The organism is Tardiphaga sp. vice154 (genome assembly GCF_007018645.1).
Taxonomy (GTDB): domain Bacteria; phylum Pseudomonadota; class Alphaproteobacteria; order Rhizobiales; family Xanthobacteraceae; genus Tardiphaga.
In genome coordinates this window covers 4089571-4108692 of the sequence record NZ_CP041399.1, presented here as the reverse complement: position 1 = coordinate 4108692, position 19122 = coordinate 4089571, and the positions used below count along the sequence as shown (strand labels likewise).

General features: G+C 63.2%; 17 protein-coding genes. 13 read left to right on the top strand and 4 right to left on the bottom strand.

What is annotated here, in order from left to right; translation table 11 throughout:
- The first annotated feature begins 11 nt into the window (after nucleotides 1-11).
- Both FIU28_RS19205 and FIU28_RS19200 read left to right on the top strand, forming a co-directional pair.
- Nucleotides 12-245 (top strand): hypothetical protein, encoded by a 234-nt coding sequence (locus tag FIU28_RS19205; protein ID WP_143574769.1) that lies wholly within the window; start codon nucleotides 12-14, stop codon nucleotides 243-245.
- Nucleotides 246-336: 91 nt separating this feature from the next.
- Entirely contained in the window at nucleotides 337-987 is a 651-nt protein-coding gene (locus FIU28_RS19200) for a glutathione S-transferase family protein (RefSeq protein ID WP_143574768.1), read from the top strand.
- 47 nt (nucleotides 988-1034) lie between these two features.
- Here the strand turns inward: FIU28_RS19200 and FIU28_RS19195 are convergent, their stop codons facing one another.
- Together FIU28_RS19195 and FIU28_RS19190 are read right to left on the bottom strand one after the other, a co-directional pair.
- Nucleotides 1035-1466 (bottom strand): GlcG/HbpS family heme-binding protein, encoded by a 432-nt coding sequence (locus FIU28_RS19195; protein WP_143574767.1) that lies wholly within the window; start codon nucleotides 1464-1466, stop codon nucleotides 1035-1037.
- Between the two features lie 30 nt (nucleotides 1467-1496).
- Nucleotides 1497-4457, bottom strand: coding sequence for an FAD-binding and (Fe-S)-binding domain-containing protein (locus tag FIU28_RS19190; protein ID WP_143574766.1), 2961 nt, complete (start codon nucleotides 4455-4457; stop codon nucleotides 1497-1499).
- A gap of 226 nt (nucleotides 4458-4683) precedes the next feature.
- Here FIU28_RS19190 and FIU28_RS19185 point away from each other — a divergent pair, with 226 nt between their 5' ends.
- The 9 genes from FIU28_RS19185 (at nucleotide 4684) to FIU28_RS19145 (ending at nucleotide 14408) form a co-directional block, all read left to right on the top strand.
- Nucleotides 4684-5880, top strand: a complete 1197-nt coding sequence (locus FIU28_RS19185) for a pyridoxal-phosphate-dependent aminotransferase family protein (RefSeq protein WP_143574765.1) — start codon at nucleotides 4684-4686, stop codon at nucleotides 5878-5880.
- An 86-nt stretch (nucleotides 5881-5966) separates the two neighbouring features.
- The gene (locus FIU28_RS19180; protein ID WP_143574764.1) at nucleotides 5967-6761 is read left to right on the top strand and encodes an enoyl-CoA hydratase/isomerase family protein; all 795 of its coding nucleotides are present in this window, start codon (nucleotides 5967-5969) and stop codon (nucleotides 6759-6761) included.
- 291 nt (nucleotides 6762-7052) lie between these two features.
- Entirely contained in the window at nucleotides 7053-8048 is a 996-nt protein-coding gene (locus FIU28_RS19175; protein WP_143574763.1) for a tripartite tricarboxylate transporter substrate binding protein, read from the top strand.
- A 208-nt stretch (nucleotides 8049-8256) separates the two neighbouring features.
- A complete protein-coding gene (locus FIU28_RS19170) occupies nucleotides 8257-8796 on the top strand; it encodes a tripartite tricarboxylate transporter TctB family protein (RefSeq protein WP_143574762.1) in 540 nt (179 codons plus the stop codon).
- A 10-nt stretch (nucleotides 8797-8806) separates the two neighbouring features.
- A complete protein-coding gene (locus FIU28_RS19165) occupies nucleotides 8807-10324 on the top strand; it encodes a tripartite tricarboxylate transporter permease (RefSeq protein WP_143574761.1) in 1518 nt (505 codons plus the stop codon).
- An 85-nt stretch (nucleotides 10325-10409) separates the two neighbouring features.
- Nucleotides 10410-11180: a glucose-1-phosphate cytidylyltransferase gene (gene rfbF, locus FIU28_RS19160; protein WP_143574760.1), complete on the top strand. Its 771-nt coding sequence runs from the start codon at nucleotides 10410-10412 to the stop codon at nucleotides 11178-11180.
- On the top strand, nucleotides 11144-12271 hold the full coding sequence (rfbG, locus tag FIU28_RS19155; protein ID WP_210247738.1) for a CDP-glucose 4,6-dehydratase: 1128 nt from the start codon (nucleotides 11144-11146) through the stop codon (nucleotides 12269-12271). Before rfbF ends, rfbG begins: the two co-directional genes overlap by 37 nt.
- Complete coding sequence (locus FIU28_RS19150; protein ID WP_143574759.1) at nucleotides 12271-13500, top strand: class I SAM-dependent methyltransferase; 1230 nt, start codon at nucleotides 12271-12273, stop codon at nucleotides 13498-13500. Before rfbG ends, FIU28_RS19150 begins: the two co-directional genes overlap by 1 nt.
- Nucleotides 13497-14408, top strand: coding sequence for a hypothetical protein (locus FIU28_RS19145; RefSeq protein WP_143574758.1), 912 nt, complete (start codon nucleotides 13497-13499; stop codon nucleotides 14406-14408). The genes FIU28_RS19150 and FIU28_RS19145 overlap by 4 nt, the downstream gene beginning before the upstream one ends.
- Before the next feature lie 159 nt (nucleotides 14409-14567).
- Here FIU28_RS19145 and FIU28_RS19140 read toward each other — a convergent pair whose 3' ends face one another.
- Together FIU28_RS19140 and FIU28_RS19135 are read right to left on the bottom strand one after the other, a co-directional pair.
- Nucleotides 14568-15758, bottom strand: a complete 1191-nt coding sequence (locus tag FIU28_RS19140; protein ID WP_143574757.1) for a CaiB/BaiF CoA transferase family protein — start codon at nucleotides 15756-15758, stop codon at nucleotides 14568-14570.
- A 177-nt stretch (nucleotides 15759-15935) separates the two neighbouring features.
- Nucleotides 15936-16862 carry a class I SAM-dependent methyltransferase gene (locus FIU28_RS19135; RefSeq protein WP_143574756.1) on the bottom strand — a complete coding sequence of 309 codons (927 nt, stop codon included), beginning with the start codon at nucleotides 16860-16862 and terminating at the stop codon, nucleotides 15936-15938.
- A 348-nt stretch (nucleotides 16863-17210) separates the two neighbouring features.
- Between FIU28_RS19135 and FIU28_RS19130 the strand changes: the two genes are divergently transcribed.
- On the top strand, nucleotides 17211-18095 hold the full coding sequence (locus FIU28_RS19130) for an NAD-dependent epimerase/dehydratase family protein (protein ID WP_246660735.1): 885 nt from the start codon (nucleotides 17211-17213) through the stop codon (nucleotides 18093-18095).
- 90 nt (nucleotides 18096-18185) lie between these two features.
- A complete protein-coding gene (locus tag FIU28_RS19125) occupies nucleotides 18186-19115 on the top strand; it encodes a glycosyltransferase family 2 protein (RefSeq protein ID WP_143574755.1) in 930 nt (309 codons plus the stop codon).
- Nucleotides 19116-19122: the final 7 nt, after the last annotated feature.

Below are 19122 nucleotides of genomic sequence, written 5' to 3'. Positions count from 1 at the left end.
CGGGAGCGGATATGAGCAAGGCCTTCGAAAAACTGATCGACAAATATGCCGAGCGGCGGGATTTCGATCGCCTGACGGCGTTTCACGCCAAGCGCGTGGAGATGCTGCAGCAGCTGCAGAGCGGCACCTATGACAAGCCGCACCTCGTCTCCGAGGAAGATCCCGTGCCGCTGATGGCAGAACTCGCGCGCGAGATCGCCTATCTGGAAAAGGCGCTGGCGACGCGGAGCGACCCCGCGACCTGACCCCGCGCGATCTTGACGTTGCCGCGCGCATGGGTCTCACTGCCCGCCAATGCGGCGAACGTCGCCGCGCGCTGAGGGGATGAACCGCCGCATGATCACGCTCTATCACTGCGCTCGCGCGCGCTCGTTCCGACCGTTGTGGACGCTGGAGGAAATGCAGCTTCCCTATGAGCTGAAGATGCTGCCGTTTCCGCCGCGCGCGCTCGCCAAAGAGTATCTGGCGGTCAATCCGCTCGGCACCATTCCGCTGCTGATCGACGGCGACACGCGGATGACGGAATCGGCGGCGATCACCCAATATCTCGTTTCGAAATATGGTCCGACGCCACTCGCGGTCGGCGTCGATGAGCCGGACTACGGCGCCTTCCTGAACTGGCTGCATTTCGGCGAGGCGACGCTGACCTTTCCGCAGACTTTGGTGCTGCGCTATTCCGAGATGGAGCCGGAAGAGCGCCGGCAGCCGCAGGTCGTGGCCGACTACGCCAAATGGTTTCTCGCCCGGCTGCGCGTCATCGAAACGCTGACCGCGACATCGGAATATTTGTGCGCCGGCCGGTTCACCGCGGCCGATATCTCGGTCGGCTACGCGCTACTGCTGGCGCAGCGGCTCGGCCTGTCCGCGCAGTTCGGCCCGGCCGTGACGGCGTACTGGGCGCGGTTGCAGCAGCGCGACGGTTACCTCCGCGCGGTGGCGGCGGAGAATGCCGCCGGCGACGCGCAGGGCTTGGCGCGTCGCGCGTAAGGCGTTCCGTAAGCAAACTTCCCGGGAATCGCTGACGTCGGGCGGCTTCAGCCGGCGTTTGCTTTCAGGCCGGCCGTTTCGATGCCGGCGATTGCACAGATCTCGTCATTGTCCGAGGTGTCGCCGGAGATGCCGACCGCGCCGAGCAGCGCGCCCGCGGCATCGTGAAACAGCACGCCGCCGGGCACCGGGATCATCGCGCCTTTGGCGAGCGTGTTGGCGGCGGCAATGAAATAAGGCTGCTCCTGCGCGCGCTGGAAGATTGCGCGCGAGCCCATGCCCATTGCGAGGGCGCCATAGGCCTTGCCGTGGGCGATCTCGCCCCGCATCAGGCTGGTGCCGTCCTGGGCGACCGACAGTTTCACGCAGCCGCGCGCGTCGAGAATGGTGATGACCATCGGCTTCAGCTTCTTCTCGACCACCTTGGCGAGAGCGGCGTCGAGGATCTTTTGGGCAACAGCGAGGGTCAGGTCGGCCATGAAGTCAGTTCCTTGTGATTTGGCGACAAACTAGGGGCGGGGGGCGGCGCTGTCGAGGCTCATCGCCAGCACGCGCGCGACGTGCATGGCCTGGCGCGACGCGCCGTCCTTGATCTGATGCCGGCACGAGGTGCCGTCGGCCACGATCAGCGTGGCGGCGTCAGCGCGGCGCACGGCCGGGAGCAGCGACGCCTCGGCCATCTGCATCGAGACCTCATAGGTGTCGGCGCCGTAGCCGAACGCGCCGGCCATGCCGCAGCAGCTCGATTCGATGCTCTCGACTTGAAGGCCGGGAATCAACCGCAGGATCTGTTCGACCGGCTTGAAAGCGCCGAATGATTTTTGGTGGCAATGGCCGTGCAGCAGCGCTTTGTCGGCGATGGCGTGCAGTGGCAGTTGCAGGCGGCCGGCCTCTGCCTCGCTTACCAGAAACTCCTCGAAAAGCAGTGCCTGCGCACTGACGCGCTTCGCCGCATCGTCCGAACGCAGCGACAGCAACTCGTCGCGCAAGGTCAGCAGGCAGCTCGGCTCGAGGCCGACGATCGGTACACCGCGCTCGGCGAACGGCGCGTAGGTCGCGACCAGACGGTCGAGTTCGGCCCGGGCATGATCGACAAGCCCGGCGGACAGAAAGGTCCTGCCGCAGCACAGCGCGCGGCCGTCGTCGGCCGGTTTTGGCAGATGCACGCGGTAACCGCCGGCGACCAGCACCTGGATCGCGGCATCGATGTTCTCGCGCTCATAGGCGCGATTGAACGTATCGGCAAACAGCACGACCTCGCGGCCATCGGCGGGGCCGACGGCTTCTGCCTCGGGGGCGAACACATCGCGCCGCCACGCCGGCAGGTCGCGCTTGGCGCTAATCCCCGCCGTGCGCTCGAGCAGCCGGCGCAGCCACGGGCGCTGGTTGCGTGCATTGGCCAGGGGCGCGATCCTCGCGGCGAGGCCGGCATAATGCGGGAGATAGCCGACCAGACGGTCGCGCAGCGTCAGACCATGCTTCTTAACGCGTGCGGCCAGCACCTCGATCTTCATCTTCGCCATGTCGACGCCGGTCGGGCATTCGTGGCGGCAGGCCTTGCATGACACGCAGAGCTCGAGCGTGTCGGCCATCGCGTCCGAACTCAGCGCATCCGGCCCGAGCTGGCCGGAGATCGCGAGACGCAGCGTGTTGGCCCGGCCGCGGGTGACATCCTTCTCGTCGCGCGTAGCGCGATAGGACGGGCACATCACGCCGCCCTCGAGCTTGCGGCAGGCGCCGTTGTTGTTGCACATCTCGACCGCACCCTGGAAACCGCCGCCGGCGCCCGGCCAGGCCGACCAGTCCAGTTCGGTCTGCAAGCCGTCGATGCGATAGCCCGGCGGATAGCGGAACAGCGAACGGTCGTCCATTTTCGGGGGATCGACGATCTTGCCGGGATTGAGAATGTTGCGGGGATCGAAGCGCCGCTTCACTTCGGCGAAGTCGTTGACGATGCGCTCGCCGAACATCTGCGCGTGGAATTCCGAACGCACCAGCCCGTCGCCATGCTCGCCGGAATGCGAGCCCTTGTAGTCCCGCACCATCGCGAACGTCTCCTCAGCGATCGCGCGCATCGCGTGGACGTCCTTGTCGAGCTTCAAATTGAGCACCGGGCGAACATGCAGGCAGCCTTCCGAGGCGTGCGCGTACATCGTGCCGGTGGTGCCGTGTTTCGCAAAGATGGCGGTCAGGCGCTCGGTGTAGTCGGCGAGATGCGGCAGCGGCACGGCGCAGTCCTCGATGAAGGAGACCGGCTTGCCCTCCTGTTTCATCGACATCATCACGTTGAGCCCGGCGGCGCGGAATTCGGCAATGCCGGTCTGCAGCGCCGGCTGCGTGATCTCGACCACGCCGCCCCATTTGCGCTGGGAATTGTCCCAGCCGAAACCGAGCTCGCCCATCAGTTCGCCAAGCTGCTTCAGTTTCGCGATGTTGTCGCTGGCATCCTCTTCGGCGAATTCGACGATGAGCACCGCATCCGGATCGCCGCGCACCGCGGTGCCGATGATCGGCTTGAACATCGCGATGTCGCGGCCGAGCGCCAGCATGGTGCGGTCGACCAGTTCGACCGCGATCGGCTTCAGTCTGACCAGATGCTGCGTGGCGTCCATCGCCTCGTAGAAGCTGCCGAAGTGGCAGACGCCGAGTACCTTGTTGCCGATCAGGGGCCACAGTTTCAGTTCGACCTGCGTGGTGAAGGCCAGCGTGCCCTCGGAGCCGACCAGAAGATGCGCCATGTTGTTGGCGGTGTTCTTCGGTACCAGCGCGTCGAGATTGTAGCCGCCGACGCGGCGCTGCACTTTGGGAAAGCGTTCGGCGATTTCGGCGGCCTCGCGCTCGCCCAATGCCAGCATGTCGCGAAACAAAGCAGGGCCGTCATCGCCGGCATTCACGTCGCCGAAATGCAGCAGCGTGCCGTCGGCGAGTGCTGCGTCCATGGCGATCGTGTTGTCGCGCATCGTGCCATAGCGCAGCGATCGGCCGCCGCAGGAATTGTTGCCGGCCATCCCGCCGATGGTCGCGCGTGACGCAGTGGAGACATCGACCGGAAACCAAAGACCGTGCTTCTTCAATTGACGGTTGAGGTCGTCGAGCACGATGCCGGGTTCGACGACGCAGGTGCGGTTCGCAACATCGACCGAGATCAGTCTGTTGAGGTGCTTCGAGAAGTCGATGACGATGCCGTCATTGACGGTCTGGCCGCATTGCGAGGTGCCACCGCCGCGCGGGGTGACGATGCGGCCGTCGTCGTGGCAGATCGCCAGCGCGCGCAGCGCCTCGTCGATGCTGCGGGGCACAACGACGCCGAACGGGACGATCTGGTAGAACGAGGCGTCGGTAGCATAGCGCCCGCGGTTGAACGGATCGAAGAACACGTCGCCGGTAATTTCGCGGGACAGCCGGGCCGCCAGCGCGCTATCTGCCGCCGAACTCCGCACGATAGTGGCCTTCCGGCTGGCTTTGGCCATTCGCTTCTTCCCGCACTGCAGCACCCTTGCGGTGCCCGCCTTTGTCTAGTTGTCTTGCATCCGGATTCCGCCTTGGCAAGCCACGGCATGGTGCACAGCGAGATAAGAAAACCTCATGGCTGCCCCACGTTTTTCTGTTGGCCTCTGGTATACCAGATGCGCGACAAGCCACCGGAAAAGTGATATCCGGTCGCCCGAACAAAAAATATTCCTGGGAGGACACCACATGACTGTGCACACCGGACGGCATTTTCTGCAGATTCCCGGCCCGACCAACGTTCCCGACCGGGTGCTCCGGGCGATGGACATGCCGACGCTGGACCACCGCGGTCCGGAATTCGCCGAGCTCGGCCTCAATGTGCTGGCCGGCTCGCAGCGCATCTTCAAAACCAAACAGCCGGTCATCATCTACCCGTCCTCGGGCACCGGCGCCTGGGAAGCCGCTATCGTCAACACGCTGTCGCCCGGCGACCGCGTGCTGATGGCCGAAACCGGCCAGTTCGCCGCGCTTTGGCGCAATATCGCCGAGAGATTCAAGCTCGACATCGAGCTGGTTCCCGGCGACTGGCGCCACGGCGCCGACCTCGTCCAGATCGAGGCCCGGCTGCAGGCCGACAAGGCCCACGCCATCAAGGCGGTGATGGTGGTCCACAACGAGACCTCGACCGGCTGCGTTACCCATCCGCAGGAAGTGCGTGCGGCGATGGACCGCGCCGGGCATCCCGCACTCCTGATGGTCGATACGGTGTCCGGCATCGGCTCGCTGGAATATGAGCACGATTCCTGGGGCATCGACGTCACCGTTGCCGGCTCGCAAAAGGGCCTGATGCTGCCGCCCGGCCTCGGCTTTAATGTCGTCTCGGAGAAGGCGCTCGCCGCCTCCAAGGCCAACACGTCCTACCGCGCCTATTGGGACTGGCAGGACGTCATCAACGCCAACAAGCTCGGATCCTGGCCCTACACCCCCGCCACCAACGTGCTGTACGGGCTGAAGGAAGCCATCGCCATGCTGGAAGAGGAGGGGCTGCAGAACGTGTTCGCCCGCCACAAGCGGCACGGCGCCGCCGCGCGCGCGGCCGTGAAGGCCTGGGGTCTGGAGACGGTGTCGATCGAGGCGCACGACCACTCGCCGGCGCTGACCGCCGTGATGATGCCCGAGGGGCACGATGCGGATGCGTTCCGTAAAGTCGTGCTGGAGAATTTCGACATGTCGCTGGGCACGGGACTGGCGAAGTGGAAGGGCAAGATCTTCCGGATCGGCCATATCGGCCATTTCAACGATCTGATGCTGATGGGCACGCTGGCCGGTGTCGAGATGGGCCTCGACCTCGCCCGCGTCCCGCACCGCGCCGGCGGCGTGATGGCCGCGATGGAAGTGCTGAAGGGCAAGGACGTGGTGCAGTTGAAGGCCGCCGTCGCCTAGGCGCGCTGTCACTCAAACTTGGCTGGAGCGCCCGCGCTCCGGCCGCTATCGTGCGGCACCAGACCGCACCAAAAGAAAGAACAATCATGGACGCCCCGGTACCGACTGAAGACCTGATCCATTCCGTCGAGAATGGCATCGCCCGCATCACCTTCAACCGTCCGCAGGCGCGCAACGCGATGACCTTTGCGATGTATGAGCGGATGGCGGAAATCTGCGAGGCGGCCAACACCGACCACTCGATCAAGGCGATCATCCTGACCGGCACCGGCGACAAGGCGTTCGCTTCGGGCACCGACATCTCCCAGTTCCGCGCCTTCAAGACGGCGCAAGACGCGCTCGACTATGAATCGCGGATCGACCGCGTGCTGACCTCGCTGGAAACCTGCCGGGTGCCGACCATCGCCGCGATCGCCGGCGCCTGCACCGGCGGCGGCGCGGGCATCGCCGCCTGCTGCGACCTGCGCATCGGCACCGCCGCGACCCGCATGGGCTTCCCGATCGCGCGCACGCTCGGTAACTGCCTGTCGATGTCCAATATCAGCCGCGTAATGGCGCTGGTGGGCCCCGCCCGCACCAAGGACATGATCTTTACGGCGCGGCTGATCGAGGCGGACGAAGCGCTGGCGCTCGGGCTGATCAACGAGATCGTGCCGGATGTCGAGACGCTGCAGCGCCGCGCGCTGGAACTGGCGCAACTGGTCGCCAGCCACGCCCCGATCACGCTCGAAGTCACCAAGGAAGCGGTGCGCCGCCTGCGCCCGAAGCTGACCCGCGAGGAGGGCCACGACCTCGTGCTGAAAGCCTATATGAGCGAGGATTTCCGCGAGGGCATGGATGCCTTCCTGACCAAGCGCAAGCCGAACTGGCAGGGCAAGTAAGCGGAGGCTTTTCCTTCACCTCTCCCCACCGGGGAGAGGTCGACATCGTGCGCAGCACGGTGTCGAGTGAGGGGGTTATTGCGCGAAATCTTATCCCTCACCCGAAGCCTCGCTGGCGCGAGGCTCCGACCTCTCCCCGCAGGGGAGAGGTAAGGCAAAGCGCCCGCGTCGATCGACCAAAGTCGTCTTGTGCATGCCGCGCGCATGCTTGAAGTCACGTCCGATAAGCCGCACACTACCGACCATCAACGGGCCGTTCGAGCCCGGGTTAAGCGAACCAGGGAAGAGATGATGTCCAAGTTGATCAGGGCCGCAGCCGCGCTTTCCGCGGTGCTGCTGAGCGCATCCATGACGCCTGTTTCGGCCGCGTGGGAGCCGACCAAGCCGGTGGAAATCGTCGTTGCGGCGGGCGCCGGCGGCGCCTCCGACCAGATGGCGCGCATGATGCAGGCCGCGATCCAGAAGAACAATCTGATGAAGGCCCCGGTGATCGTGTCGCTGAAGGGCGGCGCGTCCGGTGCCGAAGCGCTGATCTACATGAAGTCCAGCGAGGGCGACGCCAACAAGGTGATGGTGGCGTACTCGCTGATCTACATGCTGCCGCTGTCTGCCAAGATTCCGTTCAACTGGCGCGATCTCACGCCGGTGGCGGTGGTGGCGATGGACCAGTTCGTGCTGTGGGACAATGCGGCCGGCGCCAAGAGCGTCAAGGAATTCATCGCAGCTGCCAAGGCCGCGCCGTCGCCATTCAAGATGGGCGGGACCGGCTCGAAGCGCGAGGACCATGTGCTCACCGTGTTCATGGAAAAGCGCACCGGCGCGAAATTCTCCTATTTGCCGTACAAGTCCGGCGGCGAGGCGGCAACGCAACTGGTCGGCAACCACACCGAAGCCAACGTCAACAATCCCTCCGAAAATCTCGAAGTCTGGCGCGCCGGCCAGGTCCGCGCGCTCTGCGTGTTCGACAAGGAGCGCATCGGCTACACCGCCAAGGTCACCGAGACGCAGTCCTGGGCCGACATCCCGACCTGCAAGGAAGAGGGCCTCGACGTGCAGTACCTGATGCTGCGCGCGATGTTCCTGCCCGGCAAGGTGACGCCGGAGCAGCAGGCGTTCTATGTCGACCTGTTCGAGAAGGTGACCAAGACCGCCGAATACAAGGACTACATGGAAAAGCAGGCGCTCAAGCCGATCTTCCTGAAGGGCGAAGCGATGCTGAAATTCCTCGAAGAGGATGACGCGCTTAACAAGTCGCTAATGACCGAAGCGGGCTTCGTCGCGAAGTAGCGGGAGGCACTATCTTTCTTCCCTCTCCCCTTGTGGGAGAGGGTGGATCGAACCGCGAAGCGGTTCCAGACGGGTGAGGGGCGCCACAGACTCCGTCGCCCAGTAAACCCTCATCCGTCACGGCCTTCGGCCGTGCCACCTTCTCCCACAAGGGGAGAAGGAAGAGTACGGCGCTTCGGCTTTTCTACAATCAAGACAGAAACATCTCATGTCCAATACCGACCTCGAAATCATCGTCGACGATCCCACCGCGCCCGAGCCGGATTCCCCCGCCGTCTGCAGCACGCGCACCGTCGAGATCGTCGTCTCGTTGTTGCTGCTGGCGCTGGCCGTGACGCTCGGCATCGACAATTACGCCACCGGCATCTCATGGGACGACACCGGCCCGCAGCCCGGCTACTTCCCGTTCTATCTTTCGGTGATCCTGGGCGGCGCCAGCCTGTTCGGCCTCATTACCACGCTGCTGGCGCGCGCGCCGTCGGACACCTTCGTCACCCGCGCGCAATTGCGCCGCGTGCTGCTGGTGTTCCTGCCGACCGCCGCGTTCTGCCTGGCGATGCAGGTTCTCGGGCTCTACGTCGCGAGCTTCCTGCTGATCTCCGGCTTCATGCGCTTTGTCGGCAAGATCGCGTGGTGGAAGTCGCTGCTCACCGCCTTCGTCTTTACCGCGATCATGTTCGCGACCTTCGACATCGCCTTCGACGTCATCATGCCGAAGGGCCCGCTCGAAGCGGCCTTCGGCCGTTAGGATCGATCTGATGGAAGCTTTTGGATTGCTACTGCACGGCTTCGCCGTGCTGATGACGTGGAAGATCATGGCGCTGATGGTGATCGGCCTGGTGCTCGGCATCTTCGTCGGCGTGCTGCCGGGGCTGGGCGGCCCGAACGGCGTCGCCATCCTGCTGCCGCTGACCTTCACGATGGACCCGACCTCGGCCATCGTGATGCTGTCATGCATCTACTGGGGCGCGCTGTTCGGCGGCGCCATCACCTCGATCCTGTTCAACATCCCGGGCGAGGCCTGGTCGGTCGCCACCACCTTCGACGGCTATCCGATGGCGCAGCAGGGGCGCGCTGCGGAAGCGCTCACCGCGGCCTTCACCTCGTCCTTCATCGGCTCGCTGGTCGCGGTGCTGCTGATCACCTTCCTCGCACCGATGATCTCGTCCTTCGCGCTGAAATTCGGTCCGCCCGAATTCTTTGCCGTCTATCTTCTGACGTTCTGCTCCTTTGTCGGATTGGGACGCGAGGCCAAGCACAAGACCGTCATCTCGATGGCGCTGGGCCTGCTGATTGCCGGCATCGGCATGGACACGGTGTCCGGTACGCTGCGCATGACCTTCGGCTCCAACGAGCTGTTGCGCGGCATCAACTTCCTGGTCGCCGTGATCGGCCTGTTCGGTATCAGTGAGATCCTGCTGACCATGGAAGAGCGGCTCGCGCTGCGCGGCCATGCCGCCAAAATCAGCCTGCGCACCGTCATCAATGTTTGGAAGGACCTGCCGAAATACTGGATGACGCTGCTGCGCTCCTCGGTGATCGGCTGCTGGCTCGGCATCACGCCGGGCGGCGCGATTGCGGCTTCGTTCATGGGCTACAACCTCGCCAAGCGTTTCTCCAAGGACCCGGAAAGCTTCGGCAAGGGCCGCATCGAGGGCGTCTTCGCCCCGGAGACCGCGGCGCACGCCTCGGGCACCGCGGCGCTGCTGCCGATGCTGGCGCTGGGAATTCCCGGCTCCGGCACCGCCGCGATCCTGCTCGGCGGATTGATGGTGTGGGGTCTCAATCCCGGGCCGCTACTGTTCGTCGAGCACAAGGATTTCGTCTGGGGCCTGATCGCCTCGATGTATCTCGGCAATGTCGTTGGCCTCGTCATCGTGCTGACCACGGTTCCCATCTTCGCCTCGATCCTGCGGGTGCCGTTTGCCGCGGTCGCGCCAATGATCGTGGTGTCCTGCGCGATCGGCGCCTATGCGATCCAGAACGCGATGTTCGACATCTGGCTGATGCTCGGCTTCGGCGTGGTCGGCTACATCTTCAAGAAGATCGGCATACCCCTGGCGCCGTTAACGCTGGCGTTGGTGCTCGGCAACCGCGCCGAAGACGCGTTTCGGCTGTCGATGATCGGCTCCGGAGGCAGCGTCGGCGTGTTCTGGTCGAACGGCCTGGTCGGCACCATCACCACCATCGCCATCACGCTGCTGTTCTGGCCAGTCATCGACCGGGTATTCGCCGGCGTCGGCCGCATGATGCGGCCGGCGAAGGCGATGGGATAGGTCGAATCCTGCCTCCGGCGGCCATAGTCTCTAAGATGCCCGTGTCGCGCTGATTCGCGCGCAAGGGCGGTGCGACGGTGGAAAAATGAAAATTGTCATACTCGCCGGTGGTCTCGGGACCCGGATTTCTGAGGAAACTGTCGCACGGCCGAAGCCGATGATCGAGATCGGTGGCCGGCCGATCCTGTGGCACATCATGAAGATCTACAGCCATTACGGCTTCAACGATTTCATCGTCTGCCTGGGGTATCGCGGCTATCTGATCAAGGAATACTTCGCCAATTACTTCCTCCACATGTCGGATGTGACCATTCATCTGGCGGAAAACCGCATGGATATCCATCGCGAAACCGCAGAGCCTTGGCACGTGACACTCGTCGATACCGGCGAGAACACCCAGACCGGCGGCCGCATCAAGCGTGTGCTGCACCACGTCAAGGACGACGAGCTGTTCGGTCTGACCTATGGCGACGGCGTTGCCGACATCGATATCGCCGCACAAATCGCCTTCCACCGTGCCCATGGCCGGCGGGCGACGGTGACGGCGGTGCGTCCGGCACGGCGTTTTGGTGCGCTGGCGATCGAGGGTGACCGCGTGCTGACATTTCAGGAGAAGCCGGAGGATGATGGCGGCTGGATCAATGGCGGCTTCTTCCTGCTGTCTCCGTCGGTCGGCGATCTGATCGCCGACGACACCACGGTGTGGGAGGAGGGCCCGATGGGTTCACTGGCGCAAGGCGACGACCTGCGTGCTTATGTGCATCGCGGGTTCTGGCATCCGATGGACACGATGCGCGATCGCACGTTCCTCGAACAGCAATGGGCCAGCGGCGACGCGAAGTGGAAAACGTGGTGATCGACCGCGCGTTCTGGTGCGGCAAGCGCGTTTTCCTGACCGGGCATACCGGATTCAAGGGCGCCTGGATGACGCTGCTGCTGCATTCGTTGGGCGCGGACGTGTTCGGCTTCGCGCTGCCGCCGGAGCATGAAGGAGGGGTCTTCAACGTCGCAGGCGTCGTCGGGGATTGTGTGAACCAATACGGCGATATCAACGACCCGGCCGCACTGGTGGCGGCGATGGTGCAATGCCAGCCGGATGTCGTGCTGCATCTGGCGGCGCAGGCGCTGGTGCGGCGGTCCTATGCGAGGCCTGCCGAGACCTGGATGACCAATGTGATGGGCACCGTGCATCTGCTCGAGGCGGTGCGGCGGGTCGCGGGGATTCGCGCCGTGGTCATCGTCAGCAGCGACAAGTGTTATGAGAACGTCGGCCGCGCGCGTGGCTACGACGAGAGCGATGCGTTGGGGGGCGCGGATCCCTATAGCGCCAGCAAGGCCGGCACCGAACTGGTCGCGGCAAGCTATCGCCGCAGCTATCTGGTGGATGCTGCCGGTCCGCAGCTTGCTTCTGCACGCGCCGGCAATGTGATCGGCGGCGGCGACTGGGCCGCCGACCGGCTCGTTCCCGACGCAATGCGTGCATTTCAGAGCGGCGAAGCGTTGCACATTCGCAATCCCGCCTCGGTAAGGCCGTGGCAGCATGTGCTCGACCCGGTGCTGGGTTATCTCCGGCTTGCGGAACGCTTGGCAGGCGGTGACGGGTCTGTCTCGGAGGCCTGGAATTTCGGTCCTCGGTCGGGCAGCGAGGTGAGCGTCGGAGAGATTGCCGAGAATCTGGTGCAGCGCTGGGGCGGAACGGCGCGGTGGAACCGCGACACCGCTGAAGACCATCCGCATGAGGCGGCCTATCTGCGGCTCGATTGCGCCAAGGCCAATGCCCGGCTGGGCTGGCATCCCGCACTGTCGCTGCAGCCATCGCTGGATTTGACGGTGGATTGGTACAGGCTTTATGCCGACGGCGCGGCGATGCGAGATGTGACGCTGGCGCAGATCGATCGGGTCCTGAAGCTTGCGACAGCGCAGGCGTCGCAATTAAAGATCAAGTGATGACGAATTCCGGACTGACCGAAATCACCCGCTGCGAAGTCTGTAGGGGGCACACGTTGCGCCCGGTGCTCGACCTCGGTCGGCATCCGATGTGTGACGATCTGGTCGCGGTCGGCGATGCCCGCATTTGCGTGGAGTATCCGATTGAAATTCTGTTCTGCGACACCTGCCGGACGGCGCATCAACGCTTCCAGATCCCGAAGCATGAGCTGTTTCCATCCACCTATCACTACCGATCGCGGCAGACGCTCGACGTGTTGAACGGCATGCGCCGCCTCGTCGAAGCCTGCGTCGCCCATTACGGTGATCTCTCCGGCAAGAAGGTATTGGACGTCGGCTGTAACGACGGCAGTCTGCTGTCGATCTTCCGGGAATACGGCGCCAAGACATTCGGCATCGAGCCGACGGGAGCGGCAGCCGATGCGATGGCAGCCGGTCACAAGGTCCTGAATGCGTTCTTCAGCGAGGAGGTCGCTGGCGACTTCGTTGCGCAGTTCGGACAGCCGGACATCATCACCTTCACCAATGTTTTCGCCCATATCGAAGATCTCGGTGCGGTGGTCCGCGCGCTGAAGATCCTGCTCAAGTCCGATACCAGGATCGTGATCGAGAACCATTATCTTGGTTCAATTCTTGCCAAACGCCAGTTCGACACCTTCTACCACGAGCATCCACGGACCTATTCAGCGACATCCTTCGCCCATATTGCCAGGTCTCTGGGCATGGCGATCTCGGACGTCGCGTTTCCTGATCGCTACGGCGGCAATATCCGGGTTTTCCTCAGTGCCCACGATACCGTCGAGGAAGATCACACCAGGCTGATCGAGCGGGAGCGCGAATTCGGCGATGATCTGTCCAGGATGGCGGAGGAAATCGCGCGTTGGCGGGAGCGAAAGACGTTGCAGATCGGGGCGGCGGTGGCGGCGCATGGCGCGTTGGCCGGCAAGGCGTTCCCCGGCCGTGCCGCCATTCCCATCAAGATGCTCGGTCTCGATCGCAACAGCATCGACGCGGTGTATGAGAAGCCCGGCTCGAGCAAGATCGGCCACTACGTTCCAGGGACGCGAATTCCGATTCTGTCCGACGATGATTTTCCGGCGGCGGAGCAAACCAAGCCGGTCGTCAACATGGCCTGGCACATCGCTGCGGAGATCGAGCCCTATCTTCGAGCCCGCGGCTTTTCCGGGGAACTCATCGACATCATCGCCGAGAGTGATTTCACCACATGAAGGTGGCCATTCTCGGCTCCGGTTTCGGGCTGTACGGCTATCTTCCGGCCCTGTTGGGACTGGGCTGCGCCGTGGTGCTTCCGGAGCGCTATCGTGCAGTTTTAGAGGGCCGTAGCGAGCTTGCGGACTTTGCTCGTGGTATCGAATGGGTTGCCGACGAAGGCGCTGCGCTCGACCGCGCCGAAGCCCTGGTGCTGGCGCGAAGGCCTGCCGACCAGGCGGCGCTGATAGCCGACCTTCTTCGCCGCCCACGCCTGTTGCGCCTGCTGCTGGAGAAGCCGTTGGCGCCTAACCCGGAAGAGGCCGAGCGCTTTCAGGCGCAGTTGCTGGCATCGGGAAAATTGGTTCGCATCGGCTATATTCTTGGCTTCACGGATTGGGGGCAGCGACTGATCGCGCAATCCCTGGAGCCGCAATCCCGGAGCGATCTGTCTATCCGCTGGAGCTTTCGGGCCCATCATTATGCGACCGGGCGGCAAAACTGGAAGCGCTCGCACGCCGAAGGCGGCGGTGCGTTGCGGTTCTACGGCATCCAGTTGATCGCTCTCGCGGTGGAAATGGGATTCGACAGGGCACTCCGTTCGACAATAACAGCCGTACAATCCGGCGAAGTTGAATCGTGGTCGGCCAGCCTCTCCGACAAGGCGGGCCGTCGCTGCGAATTGCTGGTCGACTCCAATACCGAGCCAAATCGTTTTGAAGTAACGTCGTTGGCAACGGCCGAAACGTGGCAACTGGACAATCCCTTTGCCACTACAATCGCGGAAGGGGCGGATCGGCGTGTTCCGCTCTTGTCGTCGATGTGCGCGGAGATGCTGAGCAGCGCGCAACCAACGCTGGAGCATCACCTGCAAACGGTGGAGCTATGGCAGGCGATCGAAGCGATCACTACGAACCAAAGCAATTAGGCTGTTCGCGCTTATTTGCGTCATTCGGTATTCTTCGCGACAACCAGACCCGCCGCCATATGCTTGAGATCGCGGCGCTCAGGCCGTTGGTGGTCACCGCCATGGCGATGACCAGGCCGGTAGTGTTCGACGATTCGATAGCCGCGCTATGGGGCCGGTCTAGACCACCTTGTCCTTCTTCAGCGCCGCGATCTCCGCGGCGCTGAAGCCGAACTCGGCCAGCACCTCTTCGGTCTGCTCGCCGACCTCCGGAGGACGTGCGGCCATCGTGCTCGGCGTGCGCGACAGCGTGTAGGGTTGGCCGACCAGGCGGATGTCGCGGTCGTCGTCGGTGGGAACGTCCTGCGCGATGCCGAGATGTTTGACCTGCTCGTCGGCAAACATCTGGTCCACGGTGTAGATCGGCCCGCACGGCACACCGGCGGCGTTCAGTTCATTGACCCAATCGTCGGTCGATCGCTTTTCGGTGCGGGCGCTGATCGCGGCGTTCAGGGCATCTCGGTTTTTCGAGCGCGCCGGGCCGGTGGCGTAATCCGGGTTCGTCACAAGCTCGGGGGCGCCGATCGCCTGGGCGCAACGCTCCCAGATCTTGCCGCCGGTGGTGGCGATGTTGATGTAGCCGTCCGAGGTCTTGAACACGCCGGTGGGGATGCTGGTCGGATGGTTGTTGCCGGCCTGCTGCGGCACTTCCTGCTCCATCAGCCAGCGCGCGGCCTGGAAATCCAGCATGAAGATCTGCGCCTGCAGCAGGGAGGTCTGCACCCACTGGCCCTGGCCGGAGACATCGCGCTCCAGCAGTGCCGTCAGAACGCCCATCGCGCAGAAAAGCCCAGCGGTGAGGTCGGCGACGGGGATGCCGACTCGCATCGGGCCTTCACCCGGCGCGCCGGTGATCGACATCAGACCGCCCATGCCCTGGGCGATCTGATCGAAGCCCGGCCGCTTGTGATAGGGCCCGTCCTGGCCGAAGCCGGAGATGCTGCCATAGACAATGCCGGGATTGATGGCACGCAGGCTCTCATAGTCGATGCCGAGCCTTGTCTTCACGTCTGGCCTGAAATTCTCCACGACGACGTCGGCTTTCGCCGCCAGCCGTTTGAACACGGCCAGACCCTGCGGATCTTTCAGATTGAGTGTCATTGCTCGCTTGTTGCGGTGCAGGTTCTGGAAATCCGAGCCCTGGCGGGGGCCGCCGGGCTGCTCGCCGGCGTCATCGGTCAGCGCGTCGATCTTGATGACATTGGCGCCCCAGTCCGCGAATTGCCGCACGGCGGTGGGACCGGACCGGATCCGGGTGAGGTCGAGCACGGTGAAGCGGGACAGGGCCTGGGAAGCGCGCGGGAAGGACATTGATGGCTCCGAGGGGATTGGAGATTGACGGAAGGTGGTGACGCAAGCGTCCCGCTAATCTTCGCGCAAAGTCGGCCCCCTGTCATGTGCGGCGTCTCGAACGACGCGACAGGGCGCTCTGAGTGTCAGCGGCTAGGCTGCAGCAATTGCAAAATAACGTTTGCGCTGGAGACTGGCCTAACAGCGAACTTGACGCACGTCCTTGCCGACCAGAACGAGGGCCGGAACCGGCGCAGATCGCTTAGGTCGGGGCGTGAGCGTTGGTTGCAAACGCGAAGCGGCCGATTTCATCAAGCGGAGTGCCAGCCTGAGCGGAGCGGTCAGACGCCATGACGTGCTTGTCTGGTAAGCGTTTATCGAAGCGGTAAGCCGCTGCACTTCCTGCCCGTTGATAACCGCGTTGCCGAGCTGTTCATACGCGTCGCGGACCGAATTCGACAAGTCGCCGAGTTCTGTAAGCTCAAAAAGCTGCTGAAGCTGAACGGGCAAATCCGAACCGACGCCCAATACCCCCAACCCGTGCGCGTGCTTGAATTCGAAGTGGGGGAAATCCGCGGCTAGCTCGTTCCAGAAACGGCTGACACCAAAGCTTGCCTCGTTGGTGTCGTGGAACAGGACGACCGCTCGCTTCGACAGTTTCGGCTTCCAATTCTCAAAATCGCTGCGCACGTCTTCGTAGCGGTGACGACCGTCGATATGCAGAAGATCAATCGATCCATCCGCAAACTGCGGCTGCGCCGCATCGAAGGTCGAGCGGATCAGCCGCGACGTCGATACGTAGGGCTGACGGTGAACCAGCAGATTGTCGTAGACGGACTCCTCATAGAAGCCGGCATGCTCGTCACCTTTCCAAGTATCGATTCCAATGCACTGGCAATCGCTGCCCATCTTTTTTACGGCTTGGCAGAAAACTAAGAAGGAGAAACCGCAATGCACGCCCAGTTCCACGATGTTGCGGGGCTTCAAGACGTTGACCAGCCAGTACGCAAAAGGCGCGTGGCCAACCCATGCGGATGGCACGCAGTGCTGCGGGGTCCAAAATGAGGACGCGCGCAAGAAGTCCTGCACCGCGATTTCGGGAAATTCACGAACTATCATGTTCATAGCCACGTTCTTCCTACCGTCGATCTCGAAGTATCAGCTTCTTCCACTACGTCCCCCCAGCGAGATCAGGTGGTAAGGATCGCATTCAGCCGTTAACGAGTGGTTAACCATAATCACATGCATCAGAGTCCCCCGACACGTGCGGTCGTTCAGTCTGATAATTTGAATAATTGTTTGAATTGTGATGGTTATTTTCTGTATGAGTCTGGGAGGAAAGGCTGCCGCCAGTATGGTATTCAGTGGTCCCCCCGCTAAGGTTGCACCGAATTTTCTCCTCGATTAAGAAATTCGTCAGACAACAGCCGGTCGCGTTTTAACTTGCCGAGCCATCCTGAAAGCACGCAGCGTATGATTGAACCGGTCAAAATGCAGGACATGGTCGTAGGCGGCACAGGCATCGTTGGCGGATACATCGTCGAGCAACTTGTGAAAGCGGGCCGGCGACCGATCGTGTTGTCTCGTTCGCCACGTAGCGGCGTCGGCGTCGACTGGGTGCAAGGCGATCTTGTCGCCGCCGATGCGTTACAACTGCCGCCGGTTGAGACGCTTTACTGCACTGCAGAGATCGGCCTGCTGGCCGACGCGCTGCCCTGTATTTACCAGCCATCGATGAAGCGCGTGGTAGCATTTACATCCACCAGCATCGTCACCAAGCTCGAATCGGAGATTGCTTCCGAGCGTGAACTCTTGCGCCGCCTCGCCGAGGGCGAACGGCGCCTCATTGCCGCCTGCGAACAGCGGTGTATCAGCTGGACGATTCTGCGGCCAACGCTAATCTATGCTGAGGGCAGGGACGGCAACGTGTCACGGCTGGCGCGGCTGATCAGCAGGTTCGGCGTACTGCCGCTGATGGGCAGCGGCGCCGGCCTGCGCCAGCCGGTGCATGCGGAGGATCTAGCGATCGGCGCGATCCAGGCCGCGGCAAGTGGAGCGGCCGCCGATCGAACCTATTCGCTGCCCGGCGGCGAGACGCTGAGCTACCGCGAGATGGCGGGCCGGGTGTTTGATGCCCTTGGCCTACCGCGGCGGATCATCGCTGCGCCGCCCTGGATGTGGCGGATCGCCTTTGCCGCTGCCAAGCCGTTCTTCCCCCAAGCAAATGTGGCGATGGGCAACCGCATGGCCAAGGACATGGTGTTCGATGCCACGCCAGCGGCGGCAGATTTCGGCTGGGCGCCGCGCGTGTTTCGTCCTGATTTCCGGACCTCTAAAGCATCCGCCGTCAGCGGCTAATTTCCTGTCGCCGGAAAATGGTCTAGACACCGCCGATCGGTGGCCATTGGCAGCCGCAGCAGCCTTCATCATCAGCAGGACGGTCTCGCATTGCCTTCCCTTCCTCCCAAAGTCGTCATTCTGCTCGCCACCCGGAACGGCGCTGAATTCCTGCAATCGCAACTCGACTCGTTTCGCGTGCAGACCTACGCCCATTGGGAACTGCTGGTGTCCGATGATGGCTCGACCGACGCCACGATCGAGATCGTCAACCGCTTCGCCGGCAGCGTTCCGCAGCGCGTGGTGATCGTGCCGGGACCGCAAAAGGGCTTCTGGCAGAATTTCGTCGCGCTGGTGCGCAGCGAGTCGCTCGACGGTGACCTGTTCGCCTACAGCGATCAAGATGACATCTGGTTTCCCGAAAAGCTGGCAAAGGCCGTCAACTGGTTTGCGCAGCGCGTCGTGCGATCGCCGGCGCTGTATTTCTCGCGCACCGAACTGATGCATGGCGACGGCACGCCCGCGGGCTATGCGCCGTTGTTCGTGCGCCCGCCGAGCTTTCGGAATGCGCTGGTGCAGAACATCGGTGGCGGCAATACCATGGTATTCAACCGCAGCGCTCGGGAAGCGTTGCTCGCGACGCCGGTCGATGCCGAACTGGTATCCCACGATTGGTGGACCTACCAGGTGGTGACTGGCATCGGCGGCGAGGCTTTTTATGATCCGTGGCCAAGCTTGAAGTACCGGCAGCACGGCCAGAACATCGTGGGCGCCAATATTGGCTGGCGCGCCCGCATGGTGCGCCTGAAGGCATTCGCCAATGGCCGAGTAGTGTCGTGGAACGATCTCAATCTGCGCTTTCTCCATCGGATACGCGATGCGTTGACTCCGGAGAATGCGAGCGTCGTCGATCTCTACGCCAAGGCCCGTCGTGCAGCCTGGCCGATGCGGCTGTGGCTGATCTGGAAGTCCGGCGTATATCGCCAAAGCCTAATAGAAAATATCGGGCTGTCGGTCGGCGCGCTGTTCGGCAAAATATAGGCAGCTT